Source organism: Chryseobacterium sp. JV558, assembly GCF_033712365.1.
In the GTDB taxonomy this organism is placed as follows: domain Bacteria; phylum Bacteroidota; class Bacteroidia; order Flavobacteriales; family Weeksellaceae; genus Chryseobacterium.
On the sequence record NZ_WJHU01000001.1, the window covers coordinates 1020345 to 1042258 of the forward strand.

21 protein-coding genes are annotated in these 21914 nt (G+C 36.9%); 6 read left to right on the plus strand and 15 right to left on the minus strand.

Translation table 11 applies throughout. The features are described 5' to 3' along the window. Window positions 1-5: 5 nt before the first annotated feature. From GFU89_RS04750 to GFU89_RS04805, 12 genes are all read right to left on the minus strand, one after another. The gene (locus GFU89_RS04750) at window positions 6-239 is read right to left on the minus strand and encodes a MoaD/ThiS family protein (RefSeq protein WP_318846058.1); all 234 of its coding nucleotides are present in this window, start codon (window positions 237-239) and stop codon (window positions 6-8) included. 10 nt (window positions 240-249) lie between these two features. Then, window positions 250-2313, minus strand: coding sequence for a TonB-dependent receptor plug domain-containing protein (locus GFU89_RS04755; RefSeq protein WP_318846059.1), 2064 nt, complete (start codon window positions 2311-2313; stop codon window positions 250-252). Continuing rightward, complete coding sequence (locus tag GFU89_RS04760) at window positions 2310-2876, minus strand: molybdenum cofactor guanylyltransferase (RefSeq protein ID WP_318846060.1); 567 nt, start codon at window positions 2874-2876, stop codon at window positions 2310-2312. The genes GFU89_RS04755 and GFU89_RS04760 overlap by 4 nt, the downstream gene beginning before the upstream one ends. 5 nt (window positions 2877-2881) lie before the next feature. Further along, on the minus strand, window positions 2882-3205 hold the full coding sequence (locus tag GFU89_RS04765; protein ID WP_318846061.1) for a LysR family transcriptional regulator: 324 nt from the start codon (window positions 3203-3205) through the stop codon (window positions 2882-2884). Further along, on the minus strand, window positions 3193-4386 hold the full coding sequence (locus GFU89_RS04770; RefSeq protein WP_318846062.1) for a molybdopterin molybdotransferase MoeA: 1194 nt from the start codon (window positions 4384-4386) through the stop codon (window positions 3193-3195). Before GFU89_RS04770 ends, GFU89_RS04765 begins: the two co-directional genes overlap by 13 nt. A 30-nt stretch (window positions 4387-4416) precedes the next feature. Continuing rightward, complete coding sequence (locus tag GFU89_RS04775) at window positions 4417-5016, minus strand: molybdopterin-dependent oxidoreductase (RefSeq protein ID WP_318846063.1); 600 nt, start codon at window positions 5014-5016, stop codon at window positions 4417-4419. A 68-nt stretch (window positions 5017-5084) separates the two neighbouring features. Further along, window positions 5085-6089, minus strand: coding sequence for a GTP 3',8-cyclase MoaA (gene moaA / locus GFU89_RS04780; RefSeq protein WP_318846064.1), 1005 nt, complete (start codon window positions 6087-6089; stop codon window positions 5085-5087). Then, on the minus strand, window positions 6067-6348 hold the full coding sequence (locus GFU89_RS04785; protein ID WP_318846065.1) for a DUF6755 family protein: 282 nt from the start codon (window positions 6346-6348) through the stop codon (window positions 6067-6069). The genes moaA and GFU89_RS04785 overlap by 23 nt, the downstream gene beginning before the upstream one ends. 24 nt (window positions 6349-6372) lie before the next feature. After that, entirely contained in the window at window positions 6373-6894 is a 522-nt protein-coding gene (locus tag GFU89_RS04790) for a Rieske (2Fe-2S) protein (protein ID WP_318846066.1), read from the minus strand. 11 nt (window positions 6895-6905) lie between these two features. Then, a complete protein-coding gene (locus GFU89_RS04795; protein ID WP_149832750.1) occupies window positions 6906-7481 on the minus strand; it encodes a 4Fe-4S dicluster domain-containing protein in 576 nt (191 codons plus the stop codon). A 12-nt stretch (window positions 7482-7493) separates the two neighbouring features. Next, the gene (locus GFU89_RS04800; RefSeq protein ID WP_318846067.1) at window positions 7494-9725 is read right to left on the minus strand and encodes a molybdopterin oxidoreductase family protein; all 2232 of its coding nucleotides are present in this window, start codon (window positions 9723-9725) and stop codon (window positions 7494-7496) included. A gap of 11 nt (window positions 9726-9736) precedes the next feature. Beyond that, window positions 9737-10792, minus strand: a complete 1056-nt coding sequence (locus GFU89_RS04805; protein WP_318846068.1) for an MFS transporter — start codon at window positions 10790-10792, stop codon at window positions 9737-9739. An 894-nt stretch (window positions 10793-11686) separates the two neighbouring features. Between GFU89_RS04805 and GFU89_RS04810 the strand changes: the two genes are divergently transcribed. Then, the gene (locus tag GFU89_RS04810; RefSeq protein ID WP_318846069.1) at window positions 11687-11926 is read left to right on the plus strand and encodes a hypothetical protein; all 240 of its coding nucleotides are present in this window, start codon (window positions 11687-11689) and stop codon (window positions 11924-11926) included. A 34-nt stretch (window positions 11927-11960) separates the two neighbouring features. Here GFU89_RS04810 and GFU89_RS04815 read toward each other — a convergent pair whose 3' ends face one another. Together GFU89_RS04815 and GFU89_RS04820 are read right to left on the minus strand one after the other, a co-directional pair. After that, on the minus strand, window positions 11961-12986 hold the full coding sequence (locus GFU89_RS04815; RefSeq protein WP_318846070.1) for a restriction endonuclease: 1026 nt from the start codon (window positions 12984-12986) through the stop codon (window positions 11961-11963). A gap of 272 nt (window positions 12987-13258) precedes the next feature. Next, complete coding sequence (locus tag GFU89_RS04820) at window positions 13259-13699, minus strand: lysozyme (RefSeq protein WP_318846071.1); 441 nt, start codon at window positions 13697-13699, stop codon at window positions 13259-13261. A gap of 486 nt (window positions 13700-14185) precedes the next feature. Between GFU89_RS04820 and GFU89_RS04825 the strand changes: the two genes are divergently transcribed. From GFU89_RS04825 to GFU89_RS04845, 5 genes are all read left to right on the plus strand, one after another. Then, window positions 14186-14539: a hypothetical protein gene (locus GFU89_RS04825; RefSeq protein ID WP_318846072.1), complete on the plus strand. Its 354-nt coding sequence runs from the start codon at window positions 14186-14188 to the stop codon at window positions 14537-14539. A 191-nt stretch (window positions 14540-14730) separates the two neighbouring features. Continuing rightward, the gene (locus GFU89_RS04830) at window positions 14731-16983 is read left to right on the plus strand and encodes a TonB-dependent siderophore receptor (RefSeq protein WP_318846073.1); all 2253 of its coding nucleotides are present in this window, start codon (window positions 14731-14733) and stop codon (window positions 16981-16983) included. A 3-nt stretch (window positions 16984-16986) separates the two neighbouring features. Beyond that, window positions 16987-18432 carry an ABC transporter permease gene (locus tag GFU89_RS04835; RefSeq protein ID WP_318846074.1) on the plus strand — a complete coding sequence of 482 codons (1446 nt, stop codon included), beginning with the start codon at window positions 16987-16989 and terminating at the stop codon, window positions 18430-18432. Continuing rightward, on the plus strand, window positions 18433-19779 hold the full coding sequence (locus GFU89_RS04840) for a DUF3526 domain-containing protein (protein ID WP_318846075.1): 1347 nt from the start codon (window positions 18433-18435) through the stop codon (window positions 19777-19779). Beyond that, window positions 19773-20468, plus strand: coding sequence for an ABC transporter ATP-binding protein (locus GFU89_RS04845; protein ID WP_318846076.1), 696 nt, complete (start codon window positions 19773-19775; stop codon window positions 20466-20468). The genes GFU89_RS04840 and GFU89_RS04845 overlap by 7 nt, the downstream gene beginning before the upstream one ends. Window positions 20469-20562: 94 nt before the next feature. Here the strand turns inward: GFU89_RS04845 and GFU89_RS04850 are convergent, their stop codons facing one another. Further along, the gene (locus GFU89_RS04850) at window positions 20563-21858 is read right to left on the minus strand and encodes a deoxyribodipyrimidine photo-lyase (protein WP_318846077.1); all 1296 of its coding nucleotides are present in this window, start codon (window positions 21856-21858) and stop codon (window positions 20563-20565) included. Window positions 21859-21914 lie beyond the last annotated feature (56 nt).

The following is a 21914-nucleotide window of genomic DNA, read 5'->3' on the forward strand; positions in this document are numbered from 1 at the left end:
TATAATCAACCTCCTGAATAAGGCGGCAGCAAAGCGATTTCTGCATCACCGGAAATGGATTGTTCGTCCTCAGCCTTTACCCCGTTCACGACAATTAAAAATGTAAGTTCTTTTAAAGCCGGAAATTTTTCATACAACAGGTTTTTTAAATCAGAAACATTATTGATGTTTTCCGTGTCTAAATCATATTGACTGTTCTTGAAGATGTCTGTAAGTTTTCCAAATATTTTAAGTGTCATTATTTCATTTTTAAAAGTGATAGTTTAATGCAGTTATGAATGATCTTCCTTCTTTCGGGTAGCCATAAGACAGATAGTAATTTCTATCTAACAGGTTTCTTACACCGAAGTCAAAGTTTACCCCTTTTACAATATTTACAGAGAGTTTGGCATTCACCAAAGTAAATTCAGGTGCCTGATCTCCTGTACTGGTTATATATCTTTTTCCATAAAATTCTACATTGACATTAAGGACAGAGCGAAGCGACGGAGCTTCTAATTTTGTGTAAGCCATCATTTTATGGTTAGGAACATCGGTGAATTTCTCGTTACTTCCATCCGTCATATCTTTCATATCAATATAACTGTAATTGGCTCCCAACGTGATATTCTTAACCGGGATATAATTCAGGGCCAGTTCATATCCCTGAAATATTGCCTTACCGATATTTACATTCTGGATAATGGGATTTCCATTGTCCTGGGATCCCACTGTTCTTGCAAAAATGGCATCCCGTATTGTATTGATAAATCCTGAAACCTCATAGTTGAACTTATTCCCCAATTTTGCTGAATAAGTAAGGTCGTAAGCCCATGTATATTCTGATTTTAAATCCGGATTGGGAACCTGATTTCCAAAACGGCTGGAATATCTTTCTTTCTGAGAAGCAAATCTTGATCTTTTGGATGCAGATGCTGTAATGGTGTGATTTTTAAAAGGTTGTACAATAATTCCTCCTTTGTAATCAAATGCATGATCAGATCCTTTCGGGAAGTCATATAAAACATTCTTTTCTCCTGTCTCATAATGAGTTCCATATTCCTGAGCTTTGATGTTGTTTCTTGAATTAAAAGATGCCCCAACAACTGCTTTTAAAAAGGAATTGATAGTCACAACATCTTCTAAACCGACATAAAAAGTGTTGTCTTTATAGTTTTGTTCTGGTTCTCCGGCTTTGAACTTTTGCCCAGAAGTGGTGTCAGCTAAAATTTCTTCGTTGTATTCTGTATGTGAATCATATTTGTTATTCACTGAAAGCGTAATGACATTATTTTTAACCGCTTCGGTAGTCAGATTGAGGATCGCACCTAATGAATAGTCATCATACACGCTCGAAAAAGAGGAATTCTTGTTGAGCAAAGTATAGGTATTATCGTCATACTGTTTCATTTTATTGTAATAGGTATCGTAATATCCAGTAAAATTCAGGAACGTTTTGGGAGCAACTAAAGTCTTTGTTTTAATGTATATACTTTTCTTATCATATACCGGGTAATCGCGCCAATTGCTGTTTCCTTTATTATAAGCATTGGGTGAGATATTCTTTTCAGCATTTTGTGAAAGAATACTCAATGAGTATTCATCTGTTTTGTTAGGTGTATACCCAAATTTAGCGCTTAATCTGGCATCAACAGATCCGGAATTTTCTCTTTCTAATGACGGCTGTAGTTCTGTACGGTCAAACTTTCTGGAAATTAAATAATTATCAATTTTCAATATAGAAGCTGAACCCATCAGGTAATATTTATTTTGTCTTGTTCCGATGTTGAGCGACGTAAAATAAGAGTTAATACCGGTTCCATCAGCAAAACCTACGCCTGACTGCCCGTCAATATCCAAGGCCTTTACAGGTTTTCTGGATATAATGTTCACAGCACCACCCATCGTATTGGGACCATATTGAACAGAAACTAATCCTTTTTCCACGGAAATACTGTTGATATCAAAAGTGGTGAAACGACTCAAATCAAAATTACCGTCATAAGGGGTATAAATAGGAATTCCGTCATAAAAAACCGGTGTTCTGAGGGAATTAAATCCTCGTACCAGAATACTTCCTTCATTCCTTGCTCCCATCTGCGTGATGCCTACACCCGGTAGTAGATTGACTGCATCTACCACATTCATTTTGTTGAAATCCTGCATCAGCTTTGCATCAATTCTGGTAATGGGTCCTTCATTCTTTTCTTTTCCATGGATATTGACCTCCTGAATTTCATACAGCTTCTGTAAGGTATCAGTCTTTATCTGCTCCTGTGCAAACACATTCAGTGACAACAAAATTGCACCTGCAATCACATAGTTCTTTTTCATGATCTTAATTGTTTGATTAAAATTTCAGCATTCTTAAAACATTCCGGTGTATTGATATTCAAAAACTGATTTTCAAAATCACCACTCAACTTTATATAATTGGCATTTTGCTGCTGAAGAAAATGCATCATTTTTAGATTTTCTTTTTCTATTGATTTTGTGAAGGCATCCAGAAAGCGATAAGGATAAATACCTACAACCGGATAGATTTTTCCGTTGTACTGCGCTATGTTGATTCTGTTTTCCTCTTTTCTTTGAAGTATATTCTTTATTAATTCTGATGAAAAGAAAGGCATGTCACAGCTGCAGACAAAAATATCGTCTTTACAGTATTCTAAGGCCGAACGAATTCCGCCCATCGGACCTTTATGAGCAATAACATCTTTAATAATTTCTTTAGAATCAGGATAATTTGAATGATTACCAGAAATATAAACCTCATCAAAAACCTGCGACAGATTATCTATTACATACTCTATTACAGTTTTTTGCCCCAGCTTCATCAGGGCTTTGTTCTGACCCATTCTAGAGCTTTCACCTCCTGCTAAAACAACTGCTTTCATAGTATTTAAATAGTTTCTTTTGAGAATTTCAAAAAAAATTCTTCTGCTGTTTTGAATTTTTCAACGATGAGTTTTCCGTAATCAGTGAGCTGACTTTGCCCTCCGGATTTTCCTCCTACTTCTTTTATAACAATTTCACAGGAAGCATTAGAATTAATATCACGCACAATTCCCCAAGCTTTCCGATAGGGTATTTTCAGTACTTTTGCTGCTTCTGCAATACTTCCCAACTGATGAATATGTTCTAAAAGTCTTGCTCTTCCGATACCAATCTTCAGACCGGATCCGGTTTCTATCCATATCCTGCCTTTGATTTTCAGATTTTCCATATTTTCACTTTTTCACCAATATTTATTTCGGTGGCCGCTTCAGAAAACTCTACCAGACAATTGGCCTGAGCTGCCGAATTCATTTTATAGGATTCCTGACCGCTGAGAATACGAACATTTCCTTTGGAATAGAATGCCTTCAGAAACTGAGTCTGCTCATTGCTTTTTTTTCTTATATAAGATTCTGAAATAGCAAAATCCACTTCTTCTTCAAAGTTCTGACGACCGAAACATCCAAGCAGGAATGGCTTTACATATTGATGGTAACAGGAAAAAACAGAAGCCGGATTTCCGGGTAATGCAAAAATAAATTTCCCATTTTGCTTTCCGAAGAACAGTGGTTTTCCCGGTTTTTGCCGGATTTTGTAGAATAATTCTTTAACGTCCAGTTTTTCCAGAGCAGGTTTCACATAGTCATAATCCCCCACCGAAATTCCCCCTGTTATGAGTACAATATCATTATGATGTAAAGCTTCTTTGATCGCATGAAACGTTGCATCTTCTGTATCTTCAGCATGCTTTATATACGAAAACAGCTGATTGATTTCTGTTAAAGCCGCCTGCAGAGTATACCTGTTAGAATTGTAAATTTCACCTTCTGCCAAAGGATTTCCCAGTTCAACCAATTCATTTCCAGTGAAAACAAGTCCTATTTTCAGACGCTCATACACCGTAACTTTTTCAATTCCAAATCCTGCCAGAAATCCGATCAATGCGTGATTGATATAGGTGTTTTTTTCAACAATCACAGTTCCTGACTGTGTCTGTGAAGCTTTCAGGCGAATATTTTCACCCTTTTGAATTTCATTAGTAAAATGAATAAGATGTTCATTCTGCTTTACCTTTTCCTGCATCACCACGGTATCAACACCGTCCGGAATTTTAGCGCCTGTAAAAATGCGAACAGCTTCTCCCCTGCCTAAAACAAAGTCATTTTTTGAAATTCCTGCAGGAATGATTTGGGTAACCTTCAATTCTGTATAATCTGCCAGGTCTTCAAAACGGAAACCATATCCATCCATTGCCGAGTTATCGAAAAAAGGAACATCTAAAGTTGCCCGTATTTCTTCCGCAGCATAAAACCCCTGTGCTTCTAAAAGTGAAAGCTCCGTTTTCTCTGTTGTGAAAATTTGATTCTGAATGATTTTTCTGGCTTCGGAAACGGATATAAAATGGTTCATCTTTTTTCGTTTTGAAATTTTTCAATTTGATTATTTTACTCTGGTCACTTCAATGCTTTTCAGCCATTTTACGTGACGCGGGCCTGTTTTGGTATCAGAAAGGCTTACCACAATCATTTCCCCTTTTTTCTTGAGTGGTTCTCCGTTTTGTTCAAACACCACATATACTTTCTCCCCTGCAGGATTGTTGAATAATTCTGCCCAGGAAAATGTAGCCTTATAATCATCTGAAGCGCGGGCAACAATGTAAAAATTACGGTCTTTGTGATCCTTTTGGGCAATTTTTGCTTTATCTAAAATATCTGTAAGAAGAACAGCTTTTGTAGATTCTATACTGTCTTTGGTTAAACCGCTCTGACAGACAATTTTGAAGTCATTGAGTTCTTTTACATTCATTTTTTTCAAAGAATCTACGGTTAAGGTAAGCGGATTGACTACATCTCCTTTTACCTGTACTTCCCGACTTACATATTTCAAATCATCTTTATCATCGTGCTTATGGTTTTCTTTTTCAGAAGCGGCTTGTGAAGTTTCTGCATGTTTTTCAGCCTGAGCCGTTTCCGATTTTGTACATTGCGTCATTGTAAATGTTATCATGACAACAGCAATGAATTTAATTAATTCTCTCATTGTTAATAAATTATTGAGTTTAGTACAGTTCGTTATGTCTTTTTTATCCTATCGGTTGATAAAAAATTTTATCCTCCTATTTTGATCATACTCCGGTTAATCATTGATTGGTTTCTGACACTTTCCATTTCAGAAAATTGTCCGCCTTTTTCTTTGTGTTTTTTGATTATACCGAGTTGTATGAGTTCTGTTATTTCTTCTTTATTTCTGAAAGCTTTAAGCAAATCAAACTCATCGGCACCGAAAAGGCAGTTTTTCATTTTTCCATCAGATGTTATTCTGATCCGGTTACATCCTGCACAAAAAGAGTTGCTCATGGTAGAAATCAAACCAAAAACACCTTTACTTTCTTCGTTGACTCTATATTTTCTGGATGTATCATTTTTATGATCTTCTATTTTTTCATACGTGAAATGCTGAGAAATCAGGCTGAGCATCTCCGCAATGGGAATAACTTTTTCCTTTTCCCAGGAATTTCCGCTGAAGGGCATAAATTCTATAAACCTCAGCTCAATCGGGTAATGATGTGATAAGGCAATGAATTCAGGAATTTCATCTTCATTGAACCCCCTCATGATAACCACATTCAGCTTAACATTAAATCCTCTTTTGATACTTTCTTTGATATTCTCCCAGACTTTTTGAAATAAATCTCTTTTGGTAATATATTTGAACTTATCCCGATCTAAAGAATCAATACTGATATTGAGGTTTTTAACCCCACATTCCTGAAATAATTCAAAATATTTGTGAAGCAAAACACCATTGGTCGTTATTCCGATGCTTGTCCCTAATGTTGAAATCTGGCGGATAATTGTTTCAAAATCATTTCTTACCAACGGTTCTCCGCCCGTAATCCGGATTTTACTGATATTAAACTCATCAACAAAAATTTTTGCAATTTCAAAGATCTCCTGACTTGTCATCAACTCGATGGATGGTGTACTTTTAAAAGGCTCATCCGGCATACAGTACAGACATCTGAAATTACAGCTGTCGGTAACCGAAAGTCTGAGATAATCATGTTTTCTGCCAAAAGCATCAAGCAGATCAGTAGGCGTGGTCATTCTCATCTTCCTGTTTTTTATTTTGACCTGTCGGGATATCGGGTACGTATCTTAAAAAGAAAACTGTACATAGAAATATGATGACTGAAGCAATGGCTGAATAAGTTGAAAAGTCCAGATGCTCTTTGTCTAAAGCTTTATTGATGGTTCCAAACAGAAGCCACATCTGCAGACTTACCAGTAAAATATAAACACTGATAATGGCTACAAGCATTTCATTGACTCTGAAGGTTACTTTTTTTATGGGTTTCTTTCGTACTGACATCTTTATTTATTTTTGGGGGTGAATCTATCCGTGAGATTCTGCGGTTTGTTTTACGAAATCTGTTACGAATATTTTATCTTCTTTGATGACAACTGTAAGTTGCGGAAGTGGTCTGGGTGGTGGTCCTTGTATAACAGAACCATCCTCCGGATTGAAAAAGCCGTGGTGGCAAGGACATTCTATGACTTTTTCATTATGATTGTATAAAACAGAACAGGAAAGGTGGGTGCATTTCTGCTCGAAGACTTTCCATTTATCTTCTGCCAAACGAATCAGCATATAAGGCGTTCTATGGTCTTCATTGATGTAGAAAGTCCGCATTCCCCCTACATTGAGATCTGTAGTTAATCCAACAAAATATTGCCCTATTTCCTTTTCTTCTTTAAAAAAATTGAATGCAGGAACTGCAACATTGGCCAAAGCTAAAGTCCCTGAGAAAAAGGTAATCAATTTGATGAATTCTTTTCGGGAAACATAGGCTGCTTCACGTTTTTTAATCGGAAAATCGGCTTTCCAGGCGGGTATTTTTTTATTATCTTCTGACATTGTAATTAGTTTTAAAAGACTTTTAATTCTTCACTGCCTTTCGGCATCATTATATTTACTTTTGTATTCACGATTTCTTTTCCGAAAATAAAGCGGTTTACCGGTGTACTGTTCGGTCTTTTTTTAGCTACGTTTTCTCTGGTATCAAAGGTTAATGCTCCACTCGGGCAAACTGTGGCGCACATCGGCTTCAGCCCCGTACTGGTTCTGTCATAGCACATGTTGCATTTCATCATCAGCATTGCGCTCTGATCCGGAATTTGCGGAACTCCGAACGGACAGCCGATAACACAGTTGGCACAGCCGATACATTTGGAAGTGTCTGCCGTGTGAACAATTCCGTATTCATCTTTTGTGATGGCATCTGCCGGACAAACATTGGCACATATAGGATCTTCACAGTGCATACATACCTGAACGGTAGTCTGAATTGTTTCTGCTCTGTCCACATAATGAATATGAATCATTGAGGTTTCTCCATTGGTTTCACACTCTGCACAGGCCATCTCACACGAGTGACAGCCTATACATCGCTGCATGTCAACGAAAAACTCCATATCATTAAATCTTTCAAATTGCTCTGCCATAATTTTTTTTACTTAATATTGAATATCTCTGCTTTGATTGGCAAATTCTTTTGAATGCTCTCCTTTTTTTCTTCCTGTTTTTTCTATTTTGCAGGCACAGACCTTAAACTCGGGAATTTTTGAAACAGGATCCAAAGCATCAATGGTTAATTGATTGGCTGAGTTTACTCCACCCCAATGGTAAGGAATAAATACCGTGTCCTGTCTGATTGTTTCCACCACATTTGCTGGGAACAAAGCACTTCCTCTTCGGGTAGAAACTTTGATCAGATCATTTTCTTCAATACCATATTCAGCGGCAAGATTTGGGTGAATTTCCAATAAAGGTTCCGGATACAGGTCTACCAATTTTCCAATTCTTCTCGTTTGTGAACCACTTAAATATTGGCTTACCACTCTTCCTGTAGTTAGAACAATCGGATATTCTTCATCCGGCTCTTCGGTTGGCTTTCTGTAAGGAGTAGGATTGAAATGTGCTTTTTTATCATTGGTATTAAATTTTCTGTCTTCCCAAAGCCTTGGTGTTCCCGGATGATCTTCAGTGGGACAAGGCCAGAAAATACCTAAATTCTTTTCTACTCTTTCATAGGTAATGCCGTAATAGTCTGCTGCACTGCCTTTTGAAGCGACTCTTAATTCATTAAAAGTTTCCTCACTATTTTTATAATTGAATTTATCGCCTTCGCCTAATCTTCTTGCCAGTTCCATCAGAATTTCACTATCTCTCTTGGCTTTCCCCGGTGGGTCTACTACAGCCCGGATTCTTATTACACGGCCTTCAGCAGAGGTAGTTGTTCCTTCTTCTTCTTCCTGCAATGAACCTGCAAGAATGATGTTGGCATGACGCAGGGTTTCGGATAAAAAGAAATCAATTCCGGCATAAAATTCCAGTTTTTCTAATGCTGCACGAACATTGTTATTATTGGGTAATGAAACCAGCGGGTTAAAACAAATTGATAAAAGCCCTTTGATCTCACCGCGGTTGATGGCTTCGATAATCTCGTAAGCACTCAATCCTTTTCGCGGCATATCTTCTTCTTTGATTCCCCATACATCGGCAACAAATTTTCTGTGTTCCGGGTTTTCAATATCTCTGTTTCCGGGAAGCTGATCGCATTTGTGACCATGTTCTCTTCCACCCTGGCCATTTCCCTGTCCGGTAATTGTTCCGTAACCGCAATAAGGTTTACCGATTCTGCCTGTTGCCAGCACCAAATTGATACAGCTTGAAACATTCTGAACTCCTTTGGAATGATGTTCTATCCCTCGGGCATGCATCAGGAAGCTGGTTTTTGCTTTCCCCCACATTTCTGCAGCTTTAAAAATCAATTCTTTTGGAATGCCTGTAACGGCTTCACCCCATTCTAATGTACATTCTTTTACTGCCTCGGCTGTTTCTTCAAATCCTGAAGTATAATTGTTAATAAAATCATTATCCAGCCAGTTATTATCAATCAGAACTTTAAGCATCGTATTCGTTAATGCAGAATCGGTTCCCGGTCTAAGGGGCAAATGAATATCTGCAGTTCTTGCAATGGGTATCTGACGTGGGTCAATCACAATTAATTTCGCACCATTATCGCGGGCTTCCCAAATCTTGTGTGTAAGAACCGGAAAACATTCACTTACATTGGCTCCAGTAATGATAATGACTTCTGCATGTGCTAAATCTGCCCAGCTGTTAGAAGAGCGGTCCATCCCGAATGCTTTTTTGTTTCCTGCACCTGCACTTACCATACAAAGACGACCGTTGTAATCAAGATTAGCAGTTTTTAAGGCAACACGGGCGAATTTTCCCACCATATAACTTTTTTCGTTGGTCAGTGAAACACCGGAAAGCATTGCAAAAGCGTTTTTCCCATATTGATCCTGTATTCTTCTGATTTCTTTAATGACTGCATCGTATGCCTCATCCCATTCTATAGGTACAAACCCTTTTCCTTCTATTCTTTTATAAGGTGAAAGTAAACGGTCCGGATGGTTGTCCTGCATATATCGCTGAACTCCTTTGGGACATAGTCTTCCTTCATTAAAGGGAAAGTCGTTCCAAGGCTCAAAGCCTACCACCTTTTTGTCTTTTACTTTTAGCTGAATTCCACACTGCAGACCACAAAAGCAGCAATGTGTTTTTATTAAGGCATCAGGATTTTGAGGATTAGATCTTACTGTTCCTTTATTCGGATAGTGTTGATGTGGTCCGAATACACTGATGATTTCGTCGGCTGTTACGGGTAATTTTGCCATTGTATTTTATTTTAACCAAAATAAGTTCCTGATTCCTGTCTTGCTTTAAGGTGTGCTTTTGCAAGCATTGCTCTTTTTCCTTCCGGGCTATAGTCTAAATAGCTTTTACCGTCTTCACGCTCAAGATCAAATCCCATTTCTTTTGTAATTTCTTTTAAGTCTTCGATGTGCATTTTTGTAGTGTACTCGTCTCCGGTGTGTGGACAAACCTGCATTCCTCTGCGTTTTCCCTCAATTTTATAAATATTGGCTCCTACTTGTGCAGGTCTTTGGAAAATGTGAAAGAACTTCCCAAAAGGAATCCACATCAGAAACAGCGCTACGGTAATGGCATGGGTAATTGCCATAAACTGGCTCATCTTCCCTTCCAGAAAGGAATAGTCAAACCAAATTCCCAACCCTGTAACAGAAACAGCTACAAGTAAGATCAATGGCAGCCAGTCTCTTTCAAACCATTGGGTGGCTATTTGTCCTTCATCCACAAATCTTCTGTGCATCATAATCAGACATCCGATAATGACCATAATGGCGGTCCAGACCAGGATATGAAATAATATGAGAGCCATTATTGTATTGAGTGGGAAAGTCATTACTGTAAAACCCATCATATGGGTTTCGTACATATCAGTAGTTCCTTCCTTTAAGGTAAAATGCATCCACCCGAATGTTAATCCAAATGTTACTGCAAAAGAGATAAGACAGCCTGTGGCTAAAAGAAAATGCCCAAACCATCTCGCCTTACCTCTTGGAAGAATAAACCGTTGAAATAAAATATTACGAACCGATAAACGGATCACTTCTTTGATGTATACGGGATAATCTTTACTGAAAATAAATTCCCATGTACGTTTCCAATATTTCTGTGTTGCCGGACGCTGTTTCCATACCGAATGGTGATAGACCACTCCAAAAGTCATACTGATTGTTCCGAAGAAATAAATAATTAACGCTGCATCAAAGTTTTGAAGATTAACGGAGCCTATTACTGTCATAGCGATGACCACTAAGGTTGCAATAATGGCATTAATGAATGCTTTCCTGTTGATATTTGTAAAAATGCTGAACATCTTTTATGTTTTAATAGTCACTCATCAATAATCAGAGATAGACTATATTATTCTTCAGCAAAGATACAGCAACAAAATTTTAAATAAGACTATTTTGTCTTATTTAAAATTATTCAAAATAAATCCTCTGAATTATAAAGTATAAAATATTAATAATCAGAACATTAAATTAATTATGATTTACATCATATTATAACTCACGCCATTTATTAAAAATATTCGAAATGTCATAAACTCATTATATACAGCCTAAATTAAGTACATTCAATAAGGGGCGATTGCTGAACTTGCCTATTTATTGAGGAAAAAGATCTTTGTCAATAATACTGGTATGGTCTGTATCAATCTGGCTGATAAGATTAAAGGGAAATTTTACATATAATCATATTTTATAAGAATAATACTTATATAAATTTTGGAATCAAACCGGATTATCTCCCGAATCAAAATATTCATATATACTTTCTATTCGCAATAAATCTTCTTTAAAAAAATTCGAGAAATCATCCGTTGGGCTACCTATTCAGATTTATATATTTAAGACTTTCTCAACAAAAAACCTCCCTTGAATTGGGAGGTAAAAGTGCAAAATGAATTATAAGTTATAATGATGTGGTGTTAAATAAAGTCTCTCTTAAAAACTCTTTTTATCACGAACAATGCATATGCCATAAGCTTCACTGTTTAATGAAATCGTTCTTTTTGTGGTACATTTTCTTTTAACACAAAAATCCCCGGGAAACCGAGGACATTAAAAAAACTTTGACTTGTACTTTTAGTTTATACAAACGCTGTAAATATACAGAGAGACTGTAGTTATAACTCTACGGGAAACCGTAAGGATTGATTTTGAATTGTTTGTATATTGGTTACTTAACAAAAAAATGAATAATCATGACAATTGAATTTACAACTGACCAATGGACCCAGCAATCTCCAGATGTTTTTATAGCTATGTTAACAATTGACGAAGCTCTAGACAAACCATTAATGCAAGTTTTTAAATATGGAGACCCAGAGACAAAATTAATAATAGGTTTAATTATACCGAAAATACTAAGTTACATTGTACCCAACAATATGATTATGATACAATACCATGAACCTTTTTCTGGATATGTTGTAGCAATATAAAAAACAACCCCCACTGTTAGGTGGGGGTTGTTTTTTATTTCTGTTGATTCTTTATATTTAGATTATTTTCTAATTCGATGATATAATTTTCCCATTTATCATTACTTAATATCCTATTTCCTTTAATTAGAAAATCCCCTTCTATACCACCTTTCACATTAAATGATATTTCCAAAGTAGAACCTCCTCCATCTTTAAAATTATATAATGAAGCGGAAATTATTGGTGAGTCTGTTATGCTTTTATCATTCACATGCCTATCTTCCATTAGATCATCCAATGTTTTTTGTGTAATAGTCAAATTATGCAGTACCTTATCGCCTGAAATATGATCATTTGAATAAATGTAATTAGCAGGATCGACATAAAAGTTTAAAACTTTGCTTCCTTCATAATTAATCTCTATAAATCCTTCAGTAATAGGCACCATCTTCTCAGCTATATACTGAAACATTCCTAGTTTTTTTAAATTAATATTGATTTTTTTGATTTTTTTGATATAATCCCATCCCATTTTATTTATGATATTATCCATTATAATGTCTCTACCATAAACTATATTAATGCCATCATATGAATAAACATCTGCTATTATTGTGGACTTTTCATCAAATTCATCAGGTATTGCATAAAGTACTTTGCTGTAGAATGAAAATTCATGAACAACTTTTTTCACTGGTATTTTCAAAAGCGTCTCCCACTTTTTATTTAAAGCCGAATGAACCGTTAAGCAATCAATACCATAACTTTTTGCTTTAACAAGAGCTGATTCAGTAAATCCATTTGAACATATTAAGATACCTTTATTTGCCTTAGTATCAGCAATAACTGTTTGGAATTGATCAACAACTGAAATGTTGGCTTTTATTTTATAATCTTTCGCTTGCACAATTATAAGATGATCTGTGCCTGCAAACTTATATTTAATGGAAACATCAATTTGTCTTGTTATTTTCGCCCTATCATCATAAATTTGATCATCATGTGTAACTTCAGCATTAGGTTCTAGACTGCGATACATATTCGCTATTAAAAGCTCGTATTCTTTTCCTGCTTTCATCTGGATATAATATGGTTACTATTTTTAGTATATCATCAAACAACAAATCAATTCCATAGATCCTATTTCCGTCAATTACTAACTGTAAAGAATCTTCCAAAACATTAATACTAATCGTTTGAAGATAAAAACTAGTAAAAGAAAATGATTTTTTTCCTCTAGATTTAAAACCAAAAGATCGCAACACATTAATTTGGTCCTGTGATAATGTCATAACGTAAATATAGTAATTTATTAATACCCTTTATTTAAAAGTGTAGAATTCTACAGGTTTACTTTGTAAAGAACAGATCTGCTTCTGCCTTTCTTCTTCGGATAAGTCCATTTAATGTTTTTCCTCCAGCAGTAATGTATTTCGTGGTAAACCAATTTCTGATTGCCTGCTCTTCTGCTTTTTTATTAATCAAAGAAAACAAAGTCTCAGATCCTCCGGTATTATAAGCATGAGAAACCAGCGCATCAAACTGATTCTGATTAAGTTCTATTTTCACTTTTGAGTTCACGATCTTTTCATAAGTTGGCAGGACTGCAGCGAATAGCTCTACTCCTTGTTCTTTTGTAATTGCCGGATCTTTTATGGTTACTTTCATTCCTCCAGGATAATAAGTGTTACCATACCCAATTGTTGGAATTCCTGCAGCATCCAGATAAGGCTTAGCGCTGAAGCCTTCAAATGATACAATCAGACTGATTCCTTTTTGTGATGTTTTCATGTATTTAGCTTTATGTATTGCTCAGCAAAATTAAAATTGTAAATCCCAAAACAGTGAGGAAAAACACCTATTTTTATCGAGTGTTATTATTGTTTTCCTTTTAAGTGCTGACTTTCTTATTCTGTGCTAAAGACTCTGTATTTTACGTTTGTTGCTTATCTTCGGCTTGTTAACAAGCGTTTGTTGAATGTACTCAATCTCTGAATGTATTGAGGCTGTAACTTATAAACTTAATATAAAAAAAACCTCCCGAATCATCGGAAGGTTATACTGTAATTTGTCAGAAATATAAAATTTCAATGGGCCAAATATAATAAGTGTTTATATCACAAAATATGATCTGGATCATACTGCTATGGAAAATATTTCATGGGCCCTACGGAAGATAAAATCATTAGGTTCGAAATCATAGCTTGAAAAATATCTGTTACTTTTTCTTCATCATCCCATTTTTATCAAATTAAATTGTACTTTTGTTTTTCTATTATGCAAAAATTTCTCAGAGTCTTTTTTGTTTTCTCTTTACTTCTGATATTTGTTTCTAATGTCAGCGGTGTAAGCACATGTCTTGATCATGCTAAGCACGCAAAGAGTAAAGTGATCTATAAAAAAGGTTCCAAAGAAGAGAAAATTCCTACCTTTTCACAGGACGACGAATGTCAGTGTGTGCTTCATATGCATATGAGTAATGTTCTCCTTCCTGAACCTTTGGACATGGATTTTGCCATCAATAGTACAAATGACAGCGAAATGCCTCAACCGAAAGCCATTTCGTACCGTTGTCTTCTCGACTTCTTCAGCTCCCGAGCTCCCCCATCCTCATTTTTCGCGGCAGCTTAATCTATAATACTGCCCCTATTTTTTGTATACAGATTTCTTAGTCTGTACTGTGATTCCGTGGATACCTGTGTTTTCACACAAGTAAAGATATCCTTTTATTAATGGGCGTTTTCACTGCCCGTACATTCCTATTCATGATTACCAGTAATTTTAATTATTCGGGAATAATTCATTGTATTTCCCCAAATTCTGTGAAACTTTTAAGTTTAAGTTTCCTCACCGCCTCCTCATTTCTGTATGCTCAGTCCCGTTCTGAAGATTCCTTATCTACAGTGGTACAAACAGTTGAGATCATCGGAAGAAAGTCTAAAGATTATACATCCGACTACTCTTTTGCTGCTACCAAGGTTGCTATGAAAAATAAAGATCTTCCTTTAACTCTTAATACGGTTACCAAGGAGCTGATCACCGACCGCCAGGCCTTTCAGCTTGGAGATGTTATGAAAAATGTGAACGGAGTCTCTCCTTCCAGCTATTACAACCAATACAACATCCGTGGAATCAGTCAAAATGAAGAAGGACAGATTATCAATGGAATGCGGACAAGGCAGTATTATTTTCTACAGCCTATGACTTCCAATATCGAACGTGTGGAAATTTTCAAAGGTCCGGCAAGCATTACCATGTCCAGTGTAGATCCCGGAGGAACAATTAATATGGTTACTAAAAAACCATTGTCAACTTCCCGTCACGAGATCAGTTCATCAGGAGGAAGTTTCGATACTTACCGTGTTACGACAGATCTTACAGGTCCTTTAAATAAAAGTAAAACCTTGCTGTATCGCTTTAACGGCGCTTACCAAAATGCTCATTCGTTCAGGGATCACGTCAAAAACAGTGGGATCCTGATCTCTCCTTCCATCACCTTTGTTCCCAATGAAAAAACATCGGTGAATGTAGAAATGATTTTCAATGATCTTTATGGAAACCTGGACAGAGGACAACCCATTTTCGGTGCTGTTGCAGGAAAAACAGATTTGTACAGTACGCCAAGATCTTTGAATCTGGGAGCTCCTGATGATTTTTTTAAAACCAGGGAATTGATTTTAATGGGAAGTGTTGCCCATCATTTTAACCAATCCATCAGTTTTAATGCCTCCTATATGAAACAATACTGGAGAGAAAACCTGCAGGAACACCGGACCACCAATTCTTTTGCTCCTGATATGGATAACAAACCGGTTTCTAGTCTTGCAATGATGCAGTTTGTACAAAGGAAACAAAACTGGGCAACAGACAATATCAATGCTTATTTTAATTTTAAATTCAAAACCGGAGCTGTTCAGCATCAGGCTTTAATAGGCTATGACAGCCAGATCTGGGAAAAGCGTAAAGGCGGACAGCAAAATGCCGCAAGAGGTTTTCTTTTAAAGAATGGTTCTGTAGCTCCTTCTTACAAACCAGCCAATGCTGCTGATTATCAGACTTTCAATTACAACGGAATACTCATTCCTAAGCCCAATGTCACTCCATTTGATCTGAATCCGGTTGCAGAAAACTATCAGGGTAATGATTTTAATACTTTGAATGTCATAACACCTCTGCCTTCTGCTCTTACCACTACACACGCTGCTTATATCCAGCATTTTTTCACCTGGAAAAAGTTCAAAATTCTATCAGGAATACGTCAGGAATGGTTTCAGGATATTACCAATTTCAAAGAATCCAATGAGTCTTCATTCCGGAATAATAAACTTCTGTACAGATTCGGGATCACCTATAGTCTTACGGATAATATTAATCTTTACGGAACTTACCTTACGGGATTCCAGCCACAATCCAATACAGTGACGTTAATGCCCAATACCTCCAGCCTTACAGGATCTGCTGCCAGATTTAAACCTTTGACATCCGAACTTAAAGAACTGGGAATGAAAGCACAGCTTTTCGGAAAAATTTCATTGAATCTTGCCGTATATGAGATCAATCAGAGAAATATTTTAATCAATGCCAACAATCCTTCGGAACCTGATGAACTTGTACAAAGAGGGGCCGACCGGAGTCGTGGATTTGAAGCTGAGATTTCGGGACATATTCTTCCTCAATGGCATATTTACGGAGGTTACAGCTATATTGATGCTAAAATACTGGATGATACGAATCCTGATCTTGTGGGGAAAAGGAAAGAAAATACTTCTAAAAATTCTTTCAATATCTGGACGCGTTACAACTTTTCAACGATAGAGCTTATAAAAGACTTTGGAATTGGAGCGGGAATGCTTTCTCAGAGTTCAAAAGTACCATGGTTTACAAGAAGTTTTGAGCTTCCGGCATATACTACCATAGATGCTGCATTGTATTATACTCCAGCAAAATCTGTTCAGCTGGCTTTTAATCTGAATAATATTACCAATAAGGTCTACTGGATCGGCGCTCAGAATTACTTAAGACTATTTCCGGGCACACCACGAAACTATTTACTAACTGCTACTTATAAATTTTAAATTATGACTATTTCAAACTTGCAACTGATTGTGAGAAAGACCTGGCAGGACCTGTTCAAAGGGAAACAAAACCTGTTCATCACCATCACTGTACTCCTCTTCTGTATGCTGAGTATCGGTATTGGGTTTACAAAATACACCGATTCTTTTTCAAAAATAAAGGAATACCGGGAGGAAGTTCGGGAACACTGGGAACACAGACCTGATAAGCATCCGCACCGTATGGCTCATTACGGCTATCTGGTTTTCAGAATCGGGCATCCGCTGAATATTTTTGACAACGGATTAGATGACTATCTTGGAAATGTGATATTCCTGGAAGCGCATAAACAGAATACAGCCAATCTTTCGGAAGCAGGAAGTTCAGGGACTTTGGTAAGATTCGGAGCTTTCAGCAGTGCTTTTATTCTGCAGAGTATTGTTCCTCTGATTATTCTTTTTTTAGGGTTTGGATTAATAGTACAGGAACGTGAGAACGCCACATTGAAAATCATCAGTGTACAAGGGGCTTCGGGAAGAGATATCATTTGGGGAAAAGTTCTTGGGCTCTGGCTGTTTTCTTTATGTTTCCTGATCCCGGTAATTCCTGTTGTTTTCGTGGCTGCATTGATGTCACAAACTACAGATTCAGCTGATATCCTGATACGTTTATCATTACTGATGCCCGCTTATATGATCTATTATTTTTTCATCAGCGCCTTAACGGTTATCGTTTCTGCGAACAGTAAAAGTACCTCTTCAGCACTGATTGGTCTTATCGGATTCTGGCTTCTGTTCATTATTGTTTTGCCAAAAGGAGTTCAGTTTGCAGCACAGAATTTATATCCGGCTCCTTCCCGTATTGCTTTTGAGACCAATCTGGAAAAGGATATTTTAAAATCGGGAGACAGCCACAACCCCGACGATCCTCATTTTAAGAAAATTAAAGACTCTTTACTTGCGCATTATAAAGTAAAAACGACCAATGAACTTCCCTTCAACTACGGCGGGTTTGTCATGAAGGAAGGGGAAAAGATAAGCTCCCGGATCTATATCAGACATCAGAAAGAATTGCAAACCATTTACCACAAACAACAAAATCTCACAGATATTTCGGGATTAATCAATCCTGCCATTGCTGTTAAAAACTTTTCCATGATTGCAACAGGTACTGATTTCTTCTCTTATACCCAGTTTCAAAAGCAGGCCGAAGAATATCGCTATCATATGGCTCAGCATTTAAATGATCTGCAGATAAAGCATATCAGCAATATAAAACCGGAAAAAGGAGGACCGCCTGCTGTGATTGATAAGGATAACTGGAAGAAATTCCCGGACTTTAATTATCAGTATACTAATGTTTTGGACAGCTTGAAAGAGCAGCCAATACCTGCTGTTGCTTTACTCCTTTGGCTAGCAATAGGTATCGCTGCCATTGAAATAAGTGGAAGAAAATTAAAATTAATCTAGATGAATCGTTATTTATACATACAATTTTACCGTAACAAAGCGTATATCATTGCGTTGTTATTCTTATTCATGGCCGGGATGATGGCTATTTATACCGGGAAGAAATTTCTGGACCGGAATGAAGATATTATTTCTAAAAGCGGAACATTCCAGAAAGAAAGCATAGAAAGGAACACGAAGTTTCATAAAGATGATCTGGGATTGGTCCTTTATTATATTAAGTTTAATCTGGTGAATGAAACTCCCAGACTGGCTGCCCTGAATATCGGAATGCGAGACTTAAATCCTTCGATACAGGGAGTAACCATCCGGAATCTTGAAGAACAGCGTTATAATTCTGATTTTTATAATCCAGCCAATGCTGCGGTAGGAAACTTTGATTTCAGTTTTGTGATTGTTTTCCTTTTCCCACTGGTGATTGTCGCTTTTTGTTATAATCTGATTTCTGAGGAAGAAGAAAGAGGAACCTGGAAGCTGCTTTCCGTTCAAAGTGGCAATTTACAAAAGCTTTTGGATCATAAAATGCTTATACGACTGGGTGCTGTAACAGCAGTGTATCTGGCATTAATGATTGTTGCTTCAGTTTGGATAAACATACCTTTAGACCTTTATTATATTGCGTTTATCATCAGTGGATGGCTTTATATTCTGTTTTGGTTTGCGTTGTGCAGATGGGTTATTTCTTTCCGGAAATCATCAGCTCAGAATGCATTGATTCTTCTCATTGTATGGGTCAGCATCAATTTTATCATTCCGATGAGTGGTAATATCCTGATCCAGAAGATCTATCCTGTACATGAATCCCTTAAAGCGGTTATGGAGCAGAGAGAAGGCTATCATAACAAATGGGATGAAGCCAAACGCCCGACTATGGAAAAGTTTTACAAAGTATATCCTCAATACAGTAATTTTACGGTGGAAGAAAATGATACTTTTACCTGGACCTGGTACTACGCTATGCAGCATATGGGAGATCTCGAGTCTGCGAAATCTGCAGAACTGTACACCGAAAAAATGCAGAAACGAAATCAGGCAGCAACTTATTTAGGCTATCTTCTTCCGAATCTCCATACGCAGCTCACAGAGAGTCATCTGGCAAAAACTGATATGAGTAATCAGCTGCAGTATGCTTCTTCACTCAAAAAATTCCATGAGAAAAAACGGTTGTTCTTCTACCCCCTTATTTTCTCAGGAAAAAATGCAGAATCTATCAACTGGGTACAGCAAACCATAGAGGTATTCAGCTTGTCTGAACATTTGAAGTGGTTTAAGCTATTGCTGCCCTACCTCATCTTTATTGCTTTATTCATCATTCTTTCACAAAACAAATACAGAAAACTATGTTAAAAACAATCAACTTACATAAAAAATACAACGATTTTACAGCGCTTCATTCTCTTAATCTTGAGGTAAAGAAAGGGGAAATTTTCGCTCTTTTAGGACAAAACGGAGCGGGTAAAAGTACAACCATCAATATTCTTCTGGGGCTTATTAAAGCCACTTCCGGAGATGCTTTCATTAATGACATTTCTGTAAAAGACGAGCCTCAAAAAATAAAAAAGCATCTGGCTTATATTCCTGAAACGGTCCTTTTATACCCTCATCTTACTGGAATAGAAAACCTGGATTTTTTCTCTAAGATCGCAGGATTTGATTATCAAAAAGATGAGTTATCGGCCTTATTAAAACGCACAGGATTACAGGAAACCGCTCACCAGAAAGCATTAGGTGGCTATTCTAAAGGTATGCGTCAGAAAGTAGGAATTGCTATTGCGTTGGCAAAAGATGCAAAAGTCCTGCTTTTAGATGAACCCACCAGTGGATTGGATCCGATAGCTACAGCAGAATTTACAGAGATTGTACGCCAACTCGGTAGGGAAGGCAGAACGGTTCTAATGGCTACCCATGATATTTTCAATGCGGTAAGTGTAGCCACTAATATCGGTATTATGAAGCAGGGAGAACTGGTGCAGAATTTACCTTCCAAAGCCTTTACTGCACAAGAAGTACAGGAGTTGTATCTGAAAACAATCTGATGTTTCGTTTACTTCAATAAGTAACTTTTCATATTTAATTTGGTTGATGCCCGATGACTTTTATGGTCATTGGGCATTTTTTTATCCCTATTATTTATGCCAATCCTTTTTTATATTCTGCTAAAGCTCTTTCACGGGCAAAGGGGTGTTCTATTATCGGAGCGGGATATGCTGGTGTATTCCATTCCGGAAGCCATCTTTTTATATAAAGCATATCTTTATCAAATTTCTCAACCTGAGCCGTTGGATTGAAAACCCTGAAATAAGGAGCCGCATCACAGCCGCTTCCTGCTGCCCATTGCCAGTTCCCATTGTTGGCAGAAAGGTCATAATCATTCAGTTTTAAGGCAAAATAAGTTTCTCCCCAACGCCAGTCGATCAGTAAATGCTTACATAAGAAGCTCGCCACAATCATTCTTACACGGTTATGCATATAGCCCGTCTGATTAAGCTGTCTCATTCCCGCATCTACAATAGGATATCCTGTAGTTCCTTCACACCAGTGTTTAAATTCTTCTTCATTATTCCGCCAATTGATATTATCATACTGCTTTTTAAAGGATTGATGAACTACCTGAGGAAAATGATACAGAATCTGCATAAAAAACTCACGCCAGATCAATTCTGAAAGCCATGTTGCATTATGCTTCAATGCAAAAGCCACACATTGTCTGATGCTGATAGTTCCAAACCGTAAGGCAGTTCCGAGTTGTGTGGTATGCTGTAAGGCCGGATAATCGCGGTATTTATCGTAATCATCTATAATGGAAGCATCCAGAGTCGGTTTTGTAAAATCAAAATCTGTTTTTCTGAAACCGATCTCTTGTAAGGTAAGGATAGCAGAATACTCTTGCGGGAAGAAATTTTTAAAGTTTAATTCTACCGATTTATAATGTTCTGGAGTTAATGCTTCACGCCACTTCTTGGCAAAAGGAGTGTAAACGGTATAAGGCAGCCCATCTTTTTTTACAATCTGATCTTTGTCAAAAATCACCTGATCTTTAAAAGCTTTAAAAGGAATACTCTTTTCCGTAAAAAAATAATAAACCTCCTTGTCTCTTTCAATCGCCTGAGGCTCATAATCCCGGTTGCAGAAAACACCCTGAATATCATATTCTTCTGATAATTTCCTGAATATCTCTATGGGTTTTCCATAATAAGTATTGACTTTTGAATGGTATTTTTTCAATGAAATATTGATATCCGTCAGGGCCTGGTGAATATAATCTACCCTTCTGTCTTCCTTATCTTCCAGTTTCCCAAGAATATCGCTGTCAAATATAAAAACAGGTAATACCGGAGTGTCAGATTGCAGAGCGTGGTGCAGACCCATATTATCTTCCAGTCTCAAATCACGTCTGAACCAGAATAGGGTGACTTTATTTTTCATATTCAAAGGTACTTTGTTTATCTAATTTAATCTAACATTCTTTAAAGATAAACAGA